General features: G+C 72.0%; 15 protein-coding genes. 7 read left to right on the top strand and 8 right to left on the bottom strand.

The features are described from left to right. Nucleotides 1-245: 245 nt before the first annotated feature. Both ABD369_RS11055 and ABD369_RS11050 read left to right on the top strand, forming a co-directional pair. Entirely contained in the window at nucleotides 246-476 is a 231-nt protein-coding gene (locus tag ABD369_RS11055) for a hypothetical protein (protein ID WP_344636132.1), read from the top strand. Between the two features lie 315 nt (nucleotides 477-791). Next, the gene (locus tag ABD369_RS11050; protein WP_344636131.1) at nucleotides 792-1,790 is read left to right on the top strand and encodes a pirin family protein; all 999 of its coding nucleotides are present in this window, start codon (nucleotides 792-794) and stop codon (nucleotides 1,788-1,790) included. A gap of 142 nt (nucleotides 1,791-1,932) precedes the next feature. Here ABD369_RS11050 and ABD369_RS11045 read toward each other — a convergent pair whose 3' ends face one another. After that, nucleotides 1,933-4,380, bottom strand: coding sequence for a GH92 family glycosyl hydrolase (locus ABD369_RS11045; RefSeq protein WP_344636130.1), 2,448 nt, complete (start codon nucleotides 4,378-4,380; stop codon nucleotides 1,933-1,935). Between the two features lie 390 nt (nucleotides 4,381-4,770). Here ABD369_RS11045 and ABD369_RS11040 point away from each other — a divergent pair, with 390 nt between their 5' ends. From ABD369_RS11040 to ABD369_RS11025, 4 genes are all read left to right on the top strand, one after another. Next, nucleotides 4,771-6,309 (top strand): AMP-binding protein, encoded by a 1,539-nt coding sequence (locus ABD369_RS11040; RefSeq protein WP_344636129.1) that lies wholly within the window; start codon nucleotides 4,771-4,773, stop codon nucleotides 6,307-6,309. Nucleotides 6,310-6,435: 126 nt separating this feature from the next. Then, the gene (locus tag ABD369_RS11035; RefSeq protein ID WP_344636128.1) at nucleotides 6,436-6,582 is read left to right on the top strand and encodes a hypothetical protein; all 147 of its coding nucleotides are present in this window, start codon (nucleotides 6,436-6,438) and stop codon (nucleotides 6,580-6,582) included. Nucleotides 6,583-6,830: 248 nt separating this feature from the next. Further along, the gene (locus ABD369_RS11030; protein WP_344636127.1) at nucleotides 6,831-7,430 is read left to right on the top strand and encodes a cysteine hydrolase family protein; all 600 of its coding nucleotides are present in this window, start codon (nucleotides 6,831-6,833) and stop codon (nucleotides 7,428-7,430) included. A gap of 10 nt (nucleotides 7,431-7,440) precedes the next feature. Continuing rightward, nucleotides 7,441-8,352 carry a GlxA family transcriptional regulator gene (locus ABD369_RS11025; protein WP_344636126.1) on the top strand — a complete coding sequence of 304 codons (912 nt, stop codon included), beginning with the start codon at nucleotides 7,441-7,443 and terminating at the stop codon, nucleotides 8,350-8,352. Nucleotides 8,353-8,359: 7 nt separating this feature from the next. Here the strand turns inward: ABD369_RS11025 and ABD369_RS11020 are convergent, their stop codons facing one another. The 7 genes from ABD369_RS11020 to ABD369_RS10990 all read right to left on the bottom strand — a co-directional run bounded on the left by ABD369_RS11020 (nucleotide 8,360) and on the right by ABD369_RS10990 (nucleotide 16,009). After that, the gene (locus ABD369_RS11020) at nucleotides 8,360-9,172 is read right to left on the bottom strand and encodes a trans-aconitate 2-methyltransferase (RefSeq protein ID WP_344636125.1); all 813 of its coding nucleotides are present in this window, start codon (nucleotides 9,170-9,172) and stop codon (nucleotides 8,360-8,362) included. Nucleotides 9,173-9,518: 346 nt separating this feature from the next. After that, entirely contained in the window at nucleotides 9,519-9,665 is a 147-nt protein-coding gene (locus ABD369_RS11015) for a hypothetical protein (protein WP_344636124.1), read from the bottom strand. 36 nt (nucleotides 9,666-9,701) lie between these two features. After that, nucleotides 9,702-10,964, bottom strand: coding sequence for an iron uptake transporter deferrochelatase/peroxidase subunit (gene efeB / locus ABD369_RS11010; protein WP_344636123.1), 1,263 nt, complete (start codon nucleotides 10,962-10,964; stop codon nucleotides 9,702-9,704). Beyond that, nucleotides 10,961-12,178 (bottom strand): EfeM/EfeO family lipoprotein, encoded by a 1,218-nt coding sequence (locus tag ABD369_RS11005; RefSeq protein ID WP_344636122.1) that lies wholly within the window; start codon nucleotides 12,176-12,178, stop codon nucleotides 10,961-10,963. The genes efeB and ABD369_RS11005 overlap by 4 nt, the downstream gene beginning before the upstream one ends. Before the next feature lie 68 nt (nucleotides 12,179-12,246). Continuing rightward, nucleotides 12,247-13,119, bottom strand: a complete 873-nt coding sequence (locus tag ABD369_RS11000; RefSeq protein ID WP_344636121.1) for an alkaline phosphatase family protein — start codon at nucleotides 13,117-13,119, stop codon at nucleotides 12,247-12,249. A 508-nt stretch (nucleotides 13,120-13,627) separates the two neighbouring features. After that, nucleotides 13,628-14,836, bottom strand: a complete 1,209-nt coding sequence (locus ABD369_RS10995; RefSeq protein ID WP_344636191.1) for a GNAT family N-acetyltransferase — start codon at nucleotides 14,834-14,836, stop codon at nucleotides 13,628-13,630. Nucleotides 14,837-15,109: 273 nt separating this feature from the next. Beyond that, on the bottom strand, nucleotides 15,110-16,009 hold the full coding sequence (locus ABD369_RS10990) for a spherulation-specific family 4 protein (protein ID WP_344636120.1): 900 nt from the start codon (nucleotides 16,007-16,009) through the stop codon (nucleotides 15,110-15,112). A gap of 159 nt (nucleotides 16,010-16,168) precedes the next feature. On the opposite strand from ABD369_RS10990, the gene ABD369_RS10985 reads away from it, so the two are divergent. Beyond that, nucleotides 16,169-17,716 (top strand): AMP-binding protein, encoded by a 1,548-nt coding sequence (locus ABD369_RS10985; protein ID WP_344636119.1) that lies wholly within the window; start codon nucleotides 16,169-16,171, stop codon nucleotides 17,714-17,716. The last annotated feature ends 1 nt before the right edge of the window (nucleotide 17,717 follow it).

Here is a 17,717-nt window from a genome sequence, read left to right as displayed (position 1 = left end):
CACTTCGGCGGACGCCCCGCTGATCGGCTGGGTCGGCTTCAGCGCCTTCGCCGTCTGCGGCATCGCACTGGCCGTTGCCGCCCGCTCGTACTGGCAGCGCACCCGCCCAGGCTGCCGGGCCGGGGAGGGCGCGCTGACGGCGTGAGCCGAACCGTCCTGACGGCCGGCCGCCTGGTAGCCTCCGGTCCTGGGGTGGGAAGGCCGGGTTGGAGCCCTGGCCGGTGGCTTCGGGGGAGGGAGCAGCGATGGACGCCGTCCTCGCGCTGGTGCTCGGATTGGGTGGCACGGGGCTGACAGCCGTGTTCCTGCTGCTGCGGCGCGAGCGCCGCCGCAGTGGCGGTGATGATCCGGTGGGCCTGCTGATCGAGCGGCGGCGCACGGCGGAGGCCGCCCACCAGCGGCGGATCTACTCCAGCTGGGCGGTCCACCACGGGAACGGGTTCGTCCACGGCGACCCGTACAGGCCCAACTCCTAACGCTGGCAGGCGACTTCCATCCGTAGTCGCCTGCGGTCCCGGCTGCGCTCGGTGGCGCATGTCGCGCGATTCCCGACCGTGCCGCGCCGCTGGCGGGAGGGTTCGCTCGTCATCGCCCGGGGCGCTGCGGACGCCGCCCGCGCCGTCCGACTCGCGGTGACCGGGTTCCAGCCGCGGAGTACGGGCGATCGGACCCGGGCAGCGGGGACGCCGCCCCTGGCAGTGGGAATGTCCAGAGTTCAACGTTTGTTCGTGGGGTAGTACGGCGTCTGGTAGGACAGACAGAACCGGGACCGGCATCCGAAGGAGAGTCCGATGCCCGCAATCACCGTTTCCGACATCAGCGCCCTTCCCCGCATCCCCAGCCCCGACCGCACCGTCCTCGCGGAGCGGCCGGTGGTGTCGGTGACCACCGCACCCAGCGGTCTGGAGGGGGAGGGCTTCCCGGTCAGGCGTGCCTTCGCCGGCGTGAGCCTGCGGGACCTGGACCCGTTCGTCCACATGGACCAGATGGGTGAGGTCCAGTACGCGCCGGGTGAGGCCAAGGGCACCCCGTGGCACCCCCACCGCGGGTTCGAGACCGTCACCTACATGATCGACGGCATCTTCGAGCACGCCGACTCCAACGGCGGCGGTGGCGTGATCACCAACGGTGACACCCAGTGGATGACCGCCGGGAGCGGCATCCTGCACATCGAGGCGCCGCCGGAGCACCTGGTGGTCTCCGGCGGGCTGTTCCACGGCATCCAGCTGTGGGTGAACCTGCCGAGCGCCAACAAGTGGAACCCGCCCCGCTATCAGGGCATCGAGGGCCGCGAGGCCGTGCTGCTGGCCTCGGCGGACGGCGGAGCGCTGGTCCGGCTGATCGCCGGGGAGGTGGCCGGCCACACCGGTCCAGGGGCCACCTTCACGCCGATCACGATGATCCACGCCACCGTCGGCGCGGGAGCCGAGCTGGCCCTGCCCTGGCGGCCGGACTTCAACGCCCTGGTCTACGTGCTGGCCGGCCGGGGGACGGCGGGTCCGCTGGCGGCCCCCGTGCACACCGGGCAGCTGGTCGTCTTCGGGGCCGGCGATCTGCTGACCCTGGCCGCCGCGTCGCAGCAGGACAGCCGTACGCCCGAGCTGGAGGTGCTGATCATCGGTGGTCGGCCGATCCGCGAACCGGTGGCCCACTACGGCCCGTTCGTGATGAACACCGAGGCGGAACTGCGCCAGGCGGTCGAGGACTACCGGGCGGGCCGGCTCGGCGTCATCCCGGCGACGCACTTGCCGCACGGCGCCTGTGGCGGCACCCGGCCGGCCCGGGACTGAGCCGGTACGGCCCCGCTCCGGGCCCGGGACGGACCCACTCCCGATCAGGCCCGCTCCGGCTCCCGCTCCGGGCCCGGTCCGGAGCGGGGCGTGCGCCTCGACGGAAGTGGATCCGTCCGGTGACCGAAGCGCGAGGGCCGGGTCAGGACCGCCCGGCAGCGGAGTACGGCGGCGGGGCGTCGGCCGGGCCGGTGCCCCAGCGGCCGGGGGCGGCGGCGAGCCGGTAGTCGAGCAGCACGCCGTGGGCGAGGGCGGAGTGGCTGAGCCAGGTGCGCTGCCAGGGAAGGCCGTTGACTCGCAGGCCGACGGTGTAGCGGTGGTCCAGGTCGGCTCCCGGTGCGGAGATCACCACCGTGCCCCCCTGGCGGCCGCGGTACGGTCCGACGGTCAGGGCGGCGAGCGGGAACTGCGGGGTGGTGAGTAGATAGGTTCCGGTGCCGGGGGCGCCGGGGTAGAGCCCGAGGGCGGTCAGCACGTACCAGGCGGACATGGCGCCGAGGTCGTCGTTGCCGGTGACACCGTCGGGGGTGTCGGTGAACAGGGTCTCGGCGGCCCGGGTGACGGTCGCGGTGCGGTCGGGGCGGCCGGTCCACAGGTAGAGGTACGGCGCGAGCAGGTCGGGTTCGTTGTCGGGGTCGTAGGTGGTCCGGCCGAAGTAGTCGCCGGCGTCGTGGACCCAGGCGGTGCGGGCCGTCCCGGCGGGGTCGGCGAGCAGCCGGTCGTAGGCGAAGAAGGAGTCCAGCCGGGCGGTGGCCGCGTCCCTGCCGCCCAGCAGGCCGATCAGTCCTGCCACGTCCTGGGGCACCGACCACAGGTACTGCCAGCCGCCGCCCTCGTGGAAGGCGGTCCGGCCGCCGTCGCCGTGCTCGAAGCCGGAGACCGGGTCGAAGGGGGCCACCCAGCTGCCGTCCGGGTTGCGCGGGCCGAAGAAGCCGGTGCTCGGGTTCCACAGCGTGCGGTAGCTCCGGCCCCGGGCGGTGAGCAGCGCGGCGTCCGCGTGGTGGCCGAGGGCCTCGGCCATCAGGGCGAGGGCGGCGTCGGCCGCCGCGTACTCGAGGGTGGCGGAGGCCGGGTGCTGGCAATCGTCGTCCTGGCCGTGCTTGCCGCGGCAGTCGGGGAGGTAGGGCAGGTAACCGAGCGCGGCGTACCGGGGGTTGCCGCTGCGCCCGCTGAACTGGGAGTCGGTGGGCGGTACTTGGGTGACGTACTGCCACAGTGCCCGGTAGGTCTCCTCCTCGTGCCCGGCGAGCAGGCCCTTGGACCAGCCGTCGACCAGGAAGGGGGTGACCGGGTCGCCGGTCATCACCCCGGTCTCGCTGTTCTCCAGCCACCATCTTGGCAGCCAGCCGCCCTCGCGGTGGACCGCGAGCAGGGACAGGTCGATGTCGCGGGCGACCTCGGGGGTGAGCAGTTCGAGCAGTTGGTTCTGGGGGCGGGTGGTGTCCCAGAGCGAGAAGTTGGCGTACGGCGTCCAGTCGGTCGCGGTGCGGACCTTCCCGTCGGCGCCCGGGTACCGCCGGTCGACGTCGCCGATCAGGTTGGGGTGCAGCAGCGCGTGGTAGAGCGCGGTGTGGAAGGCCGTCCGGTGGTCGAGGTCCGAGCCGCCGATCCGGACCGCGCCCAGCCGCCGGTCCCACTCGGCGGTCAGCGCCCGGCGGGTCCGGTCGAAGTCGTGGCCGCTGGTCTCCGCCGCCAGGTTGCGGCGCGCGCCGACGAGGCCGGTGTAGGAGAGCCCGACCTTGACGACGACTTGGCGCTCCTCGGCGTTCGCACCGGTGTCCGGGGCATCGCCGGTGCTACTGGTCGCGAAGGTGAGCCAGCCGCCGCTGCCGTGGCGGCCGTCCCCGGCGGAGTCCCGGGAGCCGGGGGAGAGGGTGCCGCCGCGCCAGGTGCCGAAGGAGGTGAAGGGGCGGCTGAAGGAGGCGGTGAAGTAGAGGGTGTGGTGGTCACTCGTGCTGCCGCAGAACCGGCCGTCCGTCACCAGGCCCTCGACGGTCCGATCGCCGATCACATGGAACTCCGAACTGTCCACCGGCATACCGGCCTTGCCGGTGTTGACCAGCACATTGGCCTGGCGCCCCGCCGGGAAGACGTAGCGCTGCCAGCCGGTGCGCGCGGTGGCGGTCAGCTCCGCGGTCACGCCGCTGTCCAGGCCCACCCGGTAGTAGCCCGCCGACGCCTGCTCGTCGCGGTGGCTGAAGTGCGCGGCGTACTCGGCCGGTTCGGAGGTCGTCACCGGGCCGGTGGTGGGCAGGATCGGGACCTCGCCGTTGACGCCGCAGCCGGCCCCGGAGAGGTGGGTCTGACTGAAGCCCGTGATGGCGGCGTGCTCGTAGGAGTAGCCGGAACCGGAACCGCCGGGGGCGATGGTGTCCGGGCTCGGCTGGGCCATGCCGAAGGGCGCTGCCGGGCCGGGGAAGGTTCTGCCACCGCCCCGGGTGCCGATCAGCGGGTCGACCAGCGCCGACGGCCGCTCGGTCGGCGTGGGCGCGGCGGATGCCGGTACGGCCGGGGTCAGGGTGGCGGCCAGCAGCACGGCGGAGCACAGGGCCCTGCGGAGGCGGCGGCGTGGGCGGCTGTGCGACGGCATGGCTCTCCCTGCGGGTGGTCGACACAGTGTGACGGTTCGATCCTGCCCTCAACGGGGGCTGAGGCTGCGGCCGTACACGCCCGTAGATGTGACGATCGATCAGGTGGAGCCGCTGCCGGGGTCGGTAGGCGGTGGCCGGCGAACGGGTGGTCGGGGCCGGTGCGCGGCAGCCGATGGATACGCACAGTGAGTTACAGCCGTGTTACCAGATGTCTTGATCTTGCGTGAGGAGACGATTACCATACGTATGGTTGCTCCGGGCAACTATCTTGGCGGAATGGGGTCATGGGGATTCCCGTTCTCCTCTGTGGGGCCGTCAAGCCCGGAGTCATCGAACCGAGCACAGTCGGCGCAGGGGCTCGTGTGCCGACGCCTGGAGGGGAATGACGTATGACCAGCAGCACGCAGACATTCCGGAGCTACGTCGAGCGGAACCTGGACGCGCTCGGGGAGCAGCCCGACCAGGAGGCGGTCGTCCACGAAGGGCGGCGCGTCACCGCGGGTGAGCTCCGCGATCTCGTCTACCGGACGGCCCGGGTCCTGCAGGAGCGCGGGATCGGCCGCGGCCAGACCGTGACCCTGCTGAGCGGCAACCTGCCGGAGACGATCGCCGCACGCTACGCGGCCAACCTGATCGGCTGCCGGATCAACCACCTGTACAACAAGCTCTCGGTGGACGTCCAGGCCGCGATCGTCCGTGATGTCGAGACCGTCGCCCTGATCGTCGACCCCAGGCTGGCCGAGCGGGCGGCCGAGCTGACCGCCCGGGTCGAGGTGGAGCACGTCCTGGTTCTCGGGCCCGCCAAGGAGGCCGAGAACCTGCTGGAGCTGGCGGCCGGGCGGTCGGCCGAGCCGTTCGGCGGTCTGGCCCGACCCGAGGACATCTGCTCGATCCGCCACACCGGCGGCACCACCGGCCACCCGAAGGGGATCTGCGCCACCTTCGAGCAGGTGAGCGACATCCGCTCGCAGCTCAGCGAGGTGCAGCAGGAGAAGCACCGTCAGCTGGTCTGCACCACGCTCGCGCACGCGGCGGGCCAGCTGGTCGACCTCACCCTGTCCGCCGGCGGCACCGTGGTGCTGCTGGAGGACTTCGAGCCCGCCGAGGTGCTGGCCGCGATCGAGCAGGAACGGATCAGCCGGCTCTGGTTGCTCCCGCCGCTGCTGTACCAGCTGCTGGACCACCCCGACATCGAGCAGCGCGACACATCCAGCCTGAGCAACCTGGTCTACGGCGGCTGCCAGGCCTCGCCGGTCCGGCTGGCCGACGCGGTGCGGCGGCTCGGCTCGGTGCTGTTCCAGTTCTACGGCCAGAACGAGGCCGGTGGCATCAGCGCGCTGACCGCCGAGGATCACGACCCCGAGCGGCTCGACCGGCTGCGCTCCGCCGGCAAGGTGCTGCCCGGTGTCGAGGTGGCGATCCGGGACGAGGCGGGCAACGACCTGCCCGCGGGGGAGCTCGGCGAGATTTGCGTCCGCTCCGGCAGCGTGATGCAGGGCTACTGGAAGCAGCCGGAGCTGACCGCCGAGATGCTGCGGGGTGGTTGGCTGCACACCGGCGACCTCGGCCGGCTGGACGAGGACGGCTTCCTGACGATCGTCGACCGGCTCAAGGACATGATCATCGTGGTGGGCGGCCACGTCTACACCACCGAGCTGGAGGACCTGCTCAACTCCCACCCCCAGGTCCGGCAGAGCGCCGTCTTCGGGGTTCCCGACGCCGACCGGATGGAGCGGGTGCACGCCGTCGTCGTACCCGTCCCGGGTGGTGCGGTGGACGAGCAGCAGCTGCGCGAACTGGTGCTGCGCGAGCGGGGTGCGATGTACGAACCGGCCCGGATCACCTTCGCCTCCGAGCTGCCGCTGACCGATGTCGGCAAGCCGGACAAGAAGGCGCTGCGGCAGGCCGCCCGGGAAGCCGCGGTCTGACCGCCCGCGACGCTCCCCGTCGCCCCGGCCGCGGGGAGCGCCGGATCCTGAAGCAGCGCCATGTACACGGCGCATGACAGTCGGTAGCGTCATCCTCTGTCGACCGGCTTGCAACGGAGGGTGGTCATGGATCGCGAGAAGCCCCCGCGCACGATTCACGGCAGGGACACGTTCGTCATCGACCCGGAGGACGACGAACAGGAGTGCTCCCGGCCGTGCTGCCGCCCGGCGGATCCACCACCGCGCTGGGGGCAGTGGCTGCGCCGCTCGTAGTGCGGGTCCGCCCATCGCCGGACCTCAGGCCGGGTGGCACAGCCCCTGCCGTGAGAACTCCCGTCCCGCCCTGGGGGACATGACATCGACCCAGTCGCTCGGTTCGCCATCGGCGGCCGATGTCGTGCGATGCCGGCCGCCTCGTCCGCAACGGGATGATGCCGGCGGTCGGCCGTGACCGGATCGGTCCGCTCCCGGACCTGATGCGGCCTGTCGAGGGTCCATCGGCGCCGACCAGACTTGGGGACATGAACCGAGCACTGATCGTTGTCGATGTCCAGGAGTCCTTCCGCGCCCGTGCGCTCTGGGAGACCGTATCCAACCCGGAGATCGCACACCAGGTGGACCGCCTGGTCCGACTCGCCCGCCAGGCGGGCGACTTGGTGGTCTGGGTGCTGCACTGCGAACCCGGCACCGGCAACACCTTCGACCCCGAGCGCGGCCACGTCCGGCTGATGGCGGAGCTGGAGCGCCAGGACGGGGAACCGCTGATCCACAAGACCTCGCACAACGCCTTCACCACGACCAACCTGCAGCAACTCCTCACCGAGCACGGCATCCGCGAGCTCACCCTGTGCGGCCTGCGCACCGAGCAGTGCGTGGAGACCACCACCCGCCTCGCGAGCGACTTCGGTTACCGGGTCACCTTCGTCACCGACGCAACCGCCACCCACCCCATCCCGCACCGCGACGCCCCCGCCGACCTCACCGTCACCGAACTGCTCGCGGACCCGCGGACCCTGGGTGCCGAGGAGATCATCAGGCGGACCGAGTACGCCCTGGCCGGCCGCTTCGCCACCATCGCCACCATCGACGAACTGGAAGCCGCCGCGGCGACTCGGGCATGATGACCGGATCGTGAACCAGATCGCCTTTCTGCTGGTGCCCGGAGTGCACCTGCTGGACCTGGCCGGCCCCGCGCAGGTCTTCTCCACCGCAGGTGACTTCGGGCACCCGTACACGCTCAGCTACGTCGCCGAGCGGACCGAGGTCCCCAGCGCCCAGGGGCTGCCGCTGACCGCCCGGTCGCAGTGGCCCGAACTCGGGCCCGAGGACCTGATCGTGGTGCCCGGCTGGCGGGTGCACCCCCGGGTCGCCGCTCCCGTCATCGGGGAGGGCGTGCTCCAGGCCCTGCGGGACCACCACGCCAGGGGCGGTACCGTCGCCAGCATCTGCGCCGGAGCCGAGGCGCTCGGCCGGGCCGGGCTGCTCGACGGCCGCCGCTGCACCACCCACCACGACGTCCAGGACGAGCTGGCCCGGCACCACCCCGGCGCCGTAGTGGTCCGCGACGTGCTCTTCACCGTGGACGACCGGGTGGTCACCTCGGCCGGCATCGCCAGCGGCATCGACCTGGCCCTGCACCTGGTCGCAACCCGGCACGGCCCCGCGGTCGCCGCCCAGGTGGCCCGGGACATGGTCGTCTACGCCCGGCGAAACGGCGGCGAACCGCAGGCCAGCGCCATGCTCAGGCACCGCTCCCACCTCGACGACACCGTGCACCGCGCCCAGGACATCATCGACACCCGGTTCGCCGAGCCGCTGCCGCTGCCCGCACTGGCCTCGGCCGTCGGGGTGAGCGACCGCACGCTCACCCGGCTCTTCAGCCGCGCCACCGGCGGTCTCACCCCGCTGCGCTACCAGCAGACGCTCCGCCTGGAGCGCGCCGAGCACCTGATCGGCCACGGCGCGACGGTCGACTCCGCCGCCCGCTCGGTCGGCTTCGAGGACGCCCGCATGCTGCGCCGCCTGCGCGCCCGGGCGGGCTGAGCGCCGCTCAGCCCCGTCTGGTGGCGACGGCGAAGACACGGCGGAAGGGGTACACGGTGCCGTGCGGGCCGGCCGGGTACGCCGTGCGGAGTGCATCGCGGTACTCGGTGAGGAACGCGGCGGTGGCCTCGGGGTCGTCGGCCAGCGCGGTGAGTATGGGGCGCAGGGTGGTGCCCTTGACCCAGTCGAGCACCGGGTCCCGGCCGGGAAGCAGCTGGGCGTAGCTGGTCTCCCAGACGTCCACCGTGCAGTCGAGGCCGGCCAGGAGTTCCAGGTAGCCGGCCGGGCTGAGGACGAACTGGCGCCGCTCGCCGGCGTGGTCGGCCAGGCGCCCGCGCCACCGGGCGCTTCGGCAGAGCCCGTCGAGCAGCGTGTGGCTGGGGGCGGCGGACTGGTCGGGGACCTGGAGGCCGAAGGTCCCGCCGGGGGCGAGGGCGCCGATCCAGACCGGCAGCATCTCGGGGTGGTTGGGTACCCACTGGAGGGTGGCGTTGGACACGATCAAGTCCCAGGCCCGGTCGGGGACCCAGGAGGCGGCATCGGCCGGGTGGAACTCGAGGGAGCCGCCGCCGGGGGTGGGACCCGCGAACTCCCGGGCTGCGGCGAGCATTTCGGCCGAGTTGTCGAGGCCGGTGATGTGCGCGGCGGGCCAGCGGTCGGCGAGCAGCGCGGTGACGTTCCCGGCGCCGCAGCCCAGGTCGGCGATCAGCGCGGGGGAGCCCGGTGGCTCGGGGACGCGGGCGAGCAGGTCGAGGAACGGACGGGTCCGGTGGCCCGCGTGGCGCAGGTACTGCTGCGGGTCCCAGGTGGCCTGGCGCATGGCGTGACTCCTTCGGCGGCGATCCCTGCTCCGTCGGCTCCATGATCTGGCAAAATTATCTCGATATCAAGCTTCTTGATGGCGAGATATGGCGAGACATCTTCCCGTGGAGTCCCGTCCAACCGAATCGCCGGGAGTCGTCCAGCCATGGAGTCGGGGCCACCGGGACGGTCAAGGGCTGGTTGGCTCCGGAGGGAGGGTTCGTGCTCGTCCGGCCTCTGCTATCGGCAGGATCAGGGCGTGAGTTGAGCGTCCGTGCGAGGGGCGCGCTGCTCGGGGAGGGGAAGGACCGGGAGGGCGGCAGGGCGGGGCCGTGCCGTTCCGAGGCCGGCTACCGGTTCCGTTCTCAGCCGGCCAGGATCCGCCGCACCTGCGCGGAAACCTCCGCGCAGGTGCGCAGGTCGTCGTGCTCCATGCAGGAGACCTGGACGTTCTCGGCCCCGGCCAGCGGGGCGCTGTGGGTGGGGAGAACCGCTCGCCGCAGGATGACCACGGCGGCTCACGCAGGCCGGTGCCGGGGCGGCCCGGGTCAGGAGAGCAGGGTCGAACCGAGCCAGTCGGAGGGGCCCTTGGCACCGGGGAGTGTGAAGAAGTACCCGCCGCCGGTCGGGGAGATGTAGTCCACCAGTGGTTCCCCGGCCAGCCGCTGCTGGGCGGTCTGGAACTGCCGTTCCACGTCCTGCTGGTAGCAGCAGAAGATCAGCCCGACGTCCAGGTTGCCGTCGAGGTCCAGGCCGCGGTCGTAGTTGTAGCCGCGGCGCAGGAACCGCTGGCCGGCCGAGTCGGGGGTGCGCGGGTTGGCCAGCCTGATGTGCGAGTTCATCGGGGTCAGCAGGCCCTGGGAGTCGCTCTGGAAGTCGGGGGCGTCGGACTCCCCGGTACCGTCCAGCGGCGCGCCCGAGTCGCGGCGGCGGCCGATCATCCGTTCCTGCTCGCGCAGCGAGACCCGGTCCCAGAACTCGACCAGCATCCGGATGATCCGCACCACCTGGTAGGAACCGCCCTCCACCCAGGCCGGCTCGCCGTTCGCACCGCCGTGCGTCCACAGCACCGAGTCCGCCACCGTCCGGTCGTCGATCTCGGGGTTGGAGATGCCGTCCTTGAACCCCAGCTGGTTGCGTGGGGTCCCGGACGGACGCGGGGCGGCGTGGAAGCCGTCGGCCTTCCAGCTCGGCTGCATGCCTCCTCGGGTGTGCCGGGTGATGTCGCGCAGCGCGTGCATCACGGTGTCGCGTGAGTCGGCGCAGATCTGCAGCGACAGATCGCCGTGCAGTTCCTTGGAACCGAGCATGTTGTCGTCGGGGAAGACCGGCATCGCCACCAGCTTGGCGGGTTTGCGCGCCGTGAGCCCGTACCGGTCGTCGAACAGCGAGGCGCCGACGCTCACGGTGATCGTCAGCCCGTCGGCCGGCAGCACCGGTCCGAGGATCGCGCTGTCGGTGGGCGGTGAGGCCAGGTCGGTGGCCGGCACCGGGCCGCCCGAGGTCAGCAGCCGGATCCGCTCGGTCAGCGTCCGCAGCAGCTCCGAGAGCCCGGCCCGGTCGGGCGCGATGACGTTGAACGAGACGAAGGACGCCGCGTCCTGCTGCGGCGTGGTGATGCCGGCCTGGTGCGGGCCGTGGAACGGGATCCGCCGGCCGGACGGGCCGGCGGACTGGGGTTCGGCGGCGGCCGCGAAGGCCCCGGCGAGCGCGCCCGCCGTGACGGCGGCGCCCGCGGAGGCTCCGCGCAGGAAGGCACGGCGGGCGAGCGGCGAGCGGTGCTCGGTGGCGGACGGGTCGAGGGCGGTCACGCGTGGTTCCTCGGGGTGAGTAGGTTGGGCAGGACGGCGAGTTCCTCCAGGAGCCGGCCGAGCTCTCCGTCGAGGCGCTGGCGCTGGGCGGTGGTGAGGTTCGCGGACGCCGTCCAGGAGCCGTCCTTGGCCCGGTAGGCCGTCACTTTGCCCTCGAAGTCCGGCAGTTCGCGCTGCAGGCGGTCGAGCAGCGCCGGATCGCGGGGCCGGATCACCGGAGCCAGGATGTCCAGTACCTTCTCGGTGCCCTGGACATTGGCGTCGAGGGTGGCGAGCGTGGTGCCGCTGCCGTAGTCGGCGGTGCCGTTCAGCTGGAACTGCAGCGAGTTCTCCAGGATCTCGTGCACCCGAAGCGAGAGGTCGCCCGGGTCGGTGTCCTCGCTGGGGAAGTCCTGGACCAGTTCGTCGGCGTCCGCCGCCAGCTGCTGGGTGACCGGTCGCAGCCGGTCGGCGTCCCAGCCGTGCCACAGGCCGTACTCCGCGGCGAGGAAACCCGTCCAGCCGGCGGTGTCGACGCCCTGGGGCAGTCCGTTCGCCATGCCGTTCAGGGACTTGTCGAAGTCGCCGAAGGAGTTGTAGGCGGCGCCCAGTCGCTCGTAGTCCAGGTGTGCGGTGAGCCAGTCGGTCCTGGCGGCCGCCAGGTCGCCGCGGGCGATGTCGGCGTCGAGCGTACGGGCTGCGGCCAGTAGTCCGGGCAGGGCGGCCTTGACGTAGTCGCGGTAGGCCTTGACGGGGGCACTCATCTCCTTGTCGGGCATGGGTGGGTAGCCGGCCACGGCGCCGGACGCCTTCCCAACGACCGTCAGCGGGAGGGTGGTGAGCACCGGGCCGCTGGAGAAGACGCAGCGCACCGCGTACTGACCGCCCGTCAGGGTGGTGGCCAGCGGGAGCGTCTTGCCGGGGCCGAGCCAGGGGATCTCCGCGTACGCCAGGCCCCCGTCGGGCGAGATGACGTAGAGCGTGGCGAAGACCTTGGAGTTGTTGGTGACGCTGAACGAGACCGGCCCCGCGGGCAGGTGCTCGGGCGGTGTGCCGCAGGTGCTGGTGTCCACCCGGAGCCTGCCGCCGGGCGGGGCGAGCAGGCTGCTGTCGGCGGGCGCGGAGCCGACCAGTGCGGTGGTGCCCAGCAGGGCCAGCCCGGCCAGTGCGGGGCGGAGCCGGCGGGCGGTTTCGCGCCGTCTGGCTGGGGGCGTGGGGGGAGTTCGCTCCGGCATGGTGCGGTCCTTCGGGCAGGCAGGAGCCCGGCCCCGGGCGGGGAGGCGGGGCCGGGATCCCGGACGGTTCAGTTCCAGATGTCGGTGATCGGCGCGGCGTTGGCGCTCTGGCCGGCCTTCGGCAGACCGTATGCCTGCTCCAGAGTGGCGAGTACGTTGTAGTGGTCGACGGTCTCGCTGTACTGGCCCTGCTGGACGTGGGCGCCGTAGAACACGGTGGGGATCTGGTTGCTCTCGGTGTAGTCGTCCTCGTCCCAGGTGACCACCAGCAGGCTGTTGTTCTGCTGGGCCCAGTTGGCGTAGTCGGAGAGGTTGTTCTGCAGCCAGGAGTCGCCGTCGGCGATGGTGCCGTCGTGCATGTCGTCGTTGAGGTTCGGGATCACGAACGACACGGTGGGCAGCTGGTTGTAGTCCGTGGGGAAGGCCGAGAACGGCTGCTGGTCGGCGGCCGGGATGTTGGTGAAGTTGGCCCACGGGGAGTGCTTGCGCGCGTAGGCGCCCGAGCGGCAGGTGGTGGAACCGGCCTTCGGCAGGTCCTCGGAGTAACCCGCGAAGGTGTTGCCGGCGGCCAGCAGCTCGGAGCCCAGGTTGGCCGCGTTGCCCTTGTTGACCGGGCAGGCGTCGGAGCTGAGCCCGAAGGTGCTGCCGCCGAACAGCGCCATGTAGTTGGGCTCGCTGGGGTGGGTGACGCCGAACGAGGAGGTCATCAACGCACCTTGCGAGGCGAGGGAGTTGATGTAGGGGGCGTCGCTGGTGTCGCCGATGATGTCGTCGAAGGAGTGGTTCTCTTCCATCACCACGACGATGTGCGAGAACGCGGGGACGGACCCGGCGGCCGGTGTGGCGGCGGCCGAGCTGTGCGGAGCGAGGGCAAGGGACGTGGCAAGCGCCGTCGCCGTGGCAACGGCGGACAGGCCGGCGAGACGAGACCTCGAACGCATGGGGACTCCAGGGGAGGATGAGCCGGGGCGTACGCCACGGCTGCTACGGAAGTGGGGGTTTCCGCCGCACGGGCCTCGTGGCCGAACCGCGGACCGGTGCGGGGGTGGCCGGGCGGTCCGCCCGGCCTCGGTGCCGCGTAAAGCATTGGGGCCGTAGGTGCCCTTCAGTTGTCGGTGGACTGGCGAGTCTGTGAACTTAGCGAGGAGACGGAGCGGTGGGGCGAGACCCTGCCTGACCGAGAGTCAACTCGTCTGCGGTGACCGTCATTGCCGGTTGTTTCCGCTGCTTGTGCTTCCTTTGTGCAACCCTGACCTCCGGTCAGGAGGCCCAGCTCGGGCTCACTGGCGGCCGCGGGACCCTCCTTGTCTGCAAGTCCCTTGAATGTGACCAAAGTTGTTTCGGTTCTCGGCCGCCGGAAAATGATGTTGCTGTACCCCGGGAAGCACTGTCAATGGATCGGTACCTGCCAAGTCATCCACAAAGACTCGAGTTATCCACAAAGACTCATCAGAACTCGTCACTGGTGAACGGCAGCCGGTCCGTGTACAGCGCGGCGTCGAGCACCCGGGCCGCGCCCGCCGTGTGCTCCGCCACCAGGCCGGCCCGCACGAGGTCGCCCACCCGGGTGCCGCCCAGGTAGCAGGCCGCCAGATCCCGTACGTCGAGGGAGAGATCGGCGGGTTCGGCACTCGCGCGGTACGACTCACCGCCGGGGCCGGCCGCCAGTCGGAACCGTCCGTTGTTGGCGGGGATCGAACCGTCGCTGACGTCGAGCACCAGATCGACCGGTGCGGCCCAGGAGCGCCCCGTCAGCGCCGCCCCGACGTCCGCGAGCCGTAGCCACAGCGCCGGGAACTCCTGGGTGACGCGCACCTGGTCGCGGTCGGCGGCGATCAGCAGCAGCGGGTCGTCGGCCGGGCGCCCCCAGGCCCGTACCCTGCCGGTGAGGTCGATGCCCGCGAGGTAGCTCCACAGCGCCGCCGCGGCCCGGCCGGTCCCGGCTTCCAGCTCGTAGACCTCGACGACCCCGGGGGAGTCCTCGCCGCCGCGGGTGCGGTAGACCGCGTAGTCGAGCGACGGTCCGTCGCCCAGCACCACCACCCGCGGCGGGCTGAGCTCGTCGTCGTCCTCGTCCTGTTCGGGCAGGATCTGCTCGCGCCACCAGTAGCCGTCCCTGGCCAGGCGGCCGGCCCGCTCCGCCCGGCTCGCCTCGTAACGGGGGCCGAGCACCGCGGGTGCTTCGGCCGGGTCGAGCAGGCGCAGCGGCCGGGGATCGGGTGCGACGCGCAGGTCGAGCGGCCGCCGGGAGTCGATCTCGACCGTGCACAGCCGGGTGGCCGCACCGAACCCGTACCGGCCGTAGATCGCCGCCTCCGAGGCCCACAGGGCGGCGAGCGGCCGGCCCGCGACCGCGCACCGGCGCCACAGCTCGGCGACCAGCTCCGACAGCACCCCGCGACGGCGGTGGGTCGGTGCCACACAGACGAAGGTGAGCCCCGCGCAGGGAAGCCCGCCGCCCGGCACGGAGACCCGCAGCCGGACGGCGGCGAGCAGGCCCACGAGCCGGCCGTCCGCATAGGCGCCGATCCGGTTGCAGCGGAGCAGGAACTTCCGGTGCCTGGCGCGCATTTCGTCGTCGTACGTCTCCAGGAAGACGAGCGAGGCGAGGTCGATGGCGCGGTCAAGGTCGGAGTCGGGCACCTCCCGGATCCGCAGCCGGGAGGAGGACTCGGGCGTGGTGGCGGCCGTCGGCGGAGCTGAGTCGCTCACGGAGGAAATGCTAGTTCGCCACCGGGCCGCCCGGAAACGGAGTCCGCGAGCGGAACGGAGGTCGGCCGCCCGGTGACGCGCCCGCCCACTCATCCGGTGTGCGCCGATCGGGCGCGGCCGAGGGGGTGAGGCCACGCCGTCACCGTCCGGACGGCACGGGCCCCACCGCGATACGCACGGCGGGGCCCGTCGATGCGCCCGTGGAGCGCGGCGGTCAGGTCAGCCGATCGTCGCGGCGTGCGAAGCCTCGGCGGTGAAGCCCCAACTCGGGGCGGTGTCCCAAGGGTTGGGCATGGTGTCGCCGGTCGCGTAGGCGTAGCCGGCGCCGCGGGCGAAGGCGGTGTCCAGTGCGGTCCGCATCCGGGGCTCGTCCGGCACGTTGTAGACCAGGTGCCAGAAGGAGGTTCCGCTCGGGTCGAAGGAAGCGCCCGAGTAGTAGCCCGAGGTCAGGTTGAAGACGTTGCCGCCGAGCCAGCCGCCGCCGGTGTAGTCGGCGTAGCTGCCCTCGTAGGTGACGAAGGTGTCGGCGGTGCGGTGGGCGGGGTCCAGGTAGCAGTCGGCGATCGCGGTACCCGGGTTGTCCACCACCAGGTCCTGTGCGGCCGGGTCGATCGCGTTCATGGCGGTCTGCACGTACTGGCGCAGCGTGAAGTAGTAGTCGCGGGTGCTGTTGGCGGTGCCGCAGTCCCGGCTGACGACGTCGAAGAAGATGCCGTCCACGTGCAGCTTGCCGTCGGCGGTCTTGAGGTAGTTGTCGATGGACGCCTCGACGTCCGCGAGCGGGCGGGTGCCGTTGTCGGTGTGGACGTAGCCGATCACCTTGGTGTGCCCTCCGGCGGCGGTGGTTCCGGCCCGCAGGGTGTCGGCCTGGGCCTGCCAGGCCGGGGTGAACGCGGTGTCGCCGTTGCCGGGGTTGAGGATCACGATCGAGGCGGCCGGGGTGGCGGCCTGCAGGCCGGAGAGCATCGGGTCGCCGGGCCACACGTACGCCGGGACGCCGATCTCCAGGCCCCGGGTGGTGGCCGTCGAGGTGGCGGCGGTGGCGCTGGACGAACCCGCCGTCACGGCGAGTGCGGAACTGAACAGCAGGGCCAGCAGGCCCTTGGTGCGCTTGCGCACGGCATCCCCCTGAATTGATCAACAGTGTCCACATTCTGCCCCATCGACACCCGGCGGGGGAGCCGTCCGGTGGTGCTGGTCCTGGCGGGCCCGCACGGTTGCGAATAGCGTCGATGGCGCACCGCCGTACGGATCCACCCGCCCGAGGGGAGCCGCACCATGGACCACGACCGACCCGCCGAACCCCGCCGGACCTTCACCGGCTACGCCGAAGCGATCCTGGACGTGCTGGCGCGTACCCCCGACCGCCCGGCGCTGACCGCCGCCGACGGCCGGTTGATCCGGGCGGGGGAGTTCCGCGACGGTGTGTACCGGCTGGCGCGCGAGCTGGCCGGCCGGGGGACCGGCCGGGACATGACCGTGTCGCTGCTCACCGGCAACACCCCCGAGGCCCTCGGTGCCCGCTACGCGGCGAACCTGGCCGGCGCGCGGGTGGTCTTCCTCTACGACGGCATGGCCCCCGAGACGCTCGCCCAGGTGGTCGACAGCGTCGACACCAGGATGCTGCTGGTCGACCCCACCCGGTACCGGGACGCCGGGGGACTGCTGCCGCGGGTCCAGGTCCCCGCCGTGCTCACCCTCGGTCCGGGCTCCTTCGGCGAGGACGTCCTGGCGAGCTCCGGGCACCGCGAGCCGGAGCCGTTCGCCGTCCCGGTCGCCCCCGGTGACGACTGGTGCATCCGCCACACCGGCGGCACCACCGGGATCCCGAAGGGCATCCGGATGGCCCACGGCCCGTACCGGCGCAACATCGCCATGCCGCTCACCGGAGCGGGCGACCCACCCCGCTTCCTGGCGTGTACCGCGATCGGCCATCTCGCGGGTGTGCTCGCCGACATGACGCTGTTCCAGGGTGGGTCGGTGGTCCTGCGGTGGGCCTTCGATCCGGGTGACGTGCTCGCCGCGATCGAGCGTGAACGGATCACCCATCTGTGGGTGCTGCCGCCGCTGCTCTACCGGCTGCTCGACCACCCGGCCCGGCCCGACACCGATCTGTCCAGTCTGTGCCGGATCAGCTACGGCGGCTGCCCGGCGTCCCCGGCGCGCCTCGGGCAGGCGGCCGAGGCCTTCGGACCCGTGCTCCACGGCTTGTACGGCCAGACGGAGGCGCTGGGGATCACCGAGGTCGGTCCGGACGAGCACTCGGTGACCGGGCGGGGCGGGCAGATCACCGTCGGCCGCCCGCTACCGGGCGTGGAGATCGAGATCCGGGATGACGACGGCGAGCCGCTGCCCCCGGGGCAGGAGGGCGAGATCCACGTCAGCTCGCCAGGCGTCATGAGCGGCTACTGGAAGCAACCCGAACTCACCGCCGAGGTGGTGCACGACGGCTGGGTCCGGACCGGGGACATCGGCTACCTCGACGACGAGGGCCACCTCTTCATCGTCGACCGCCGCAAGGACATGATCATCGTGGTGGGGGGCCACGTCTACCCGGCCGAAGTCGAGGAACTGCTGCTCGCCCACCCGGCCGTCGCCCAGTGCGCGGTCTTCGGCGTCCGTGCCGACGACTCGACCGAACACGTCCACGCCGCCGTGGTCGCCGCCCCGGGCCACCACCCCGATCCGGACCGGCTGCGCGAGTTCGTCACCGCCCGCAAGGGCCGCATCTACGCGCCGGAGGCCGTCCACCTGGTCCCGGCCATCCCGCTGACGTCCGTGGGCAAGCCCGACAAGAAGCTGCTGCAGCGGACACTCGGCGGCTGAC

The sequence above is a fragment of the Kitasatospora cystarginea genome (genome assembly GCF_039533515.1).
In the GTDB taxonomy this organism is placed as follows: Bacteria; Actinomycetota; Actinomycetes; order Streptomycetales; family Streptomycetaceae; genus Kitasatospora; species Kitasatospora cystarginea.
The sequence above is the reverse complement of the archived record's forward strand: the minus strand, read 5'-3'. Positions and strand labels throughout refer to the sequence as shown.

Bases quoted from the DNA above. Each gene is read 5' to 3' on its own strand.
- ABD369_RS11030 (WP_344636127.1), top strand. From the start codon at position 6,831: ATGAACCGAGCACTGATCGTTGTCGATGTCCAGGAGTCCTTCCGCGCC.
- ABD369_RS11050 (WP_344636131.1), top strand. From the start codon at position 792: ATGCCCGCAATCACCGTTTCCGACATCAGCGCCCTTCCCCGCATCCCC.
- ABD369_RS11040 (WP_344636129.1), top strand. From the start codon at position 4,771: ATGACCAGCAGCACGCAGACATTCCGGAGCTACGTCGAGCGGAACCTG.
- ABD369_RS11000 (WP_344636121.1), bottom strand. From the start codon at position 13,119: ATGCGTTCGAGGTCTCGTCTCGCCGGCCTGTCCGCCGTTGCCACGGCG.
- ABD369_RS11045 (WP_344636130.1), bottom strand. From the start codon at position 4,380: ATGCCGTCGCACAGCCGCCCACGCCGCCGCCTCCGCAGGGCCCTGTGC.
- ABD369_RS11020 (WP_344636125.1), bottom strand. From the start codon at position 9,172: ATGCGCCAGGCCACCTGGGACCCGCAGCAGTACCTGCGCCACGCGGGC.
- ABD369_RS10985 (WP_344636119.1), top strand. From the start codon at position 16,169: ATGGACCACGACCGACCCGCCGAACCCCGCCGGACCTTCACCGGCTAC.
- ABD369_RS11035 (WP_344636128.1), top strand. From the start codon at position 6,436: ATGGATCGCGAGAAGCCCCCGCGCACGATTCACGGCAGGGACACGTTC.
- ABD369_RS11005 (WP_344636122.1), bottom strand. From the start codon at position 12,178: ATGCCGGAGCGAACTCCCCCCACGCCCCCAGCCAGACGGCGCGAAACC.
- ABD369_RS11055 (WP_344636132.1), top strand. From the start codon at position 246: ATGGACGCCGTCCTCGCGCTGGTGCTCGGATTGGGTGGCACGGGGCTG.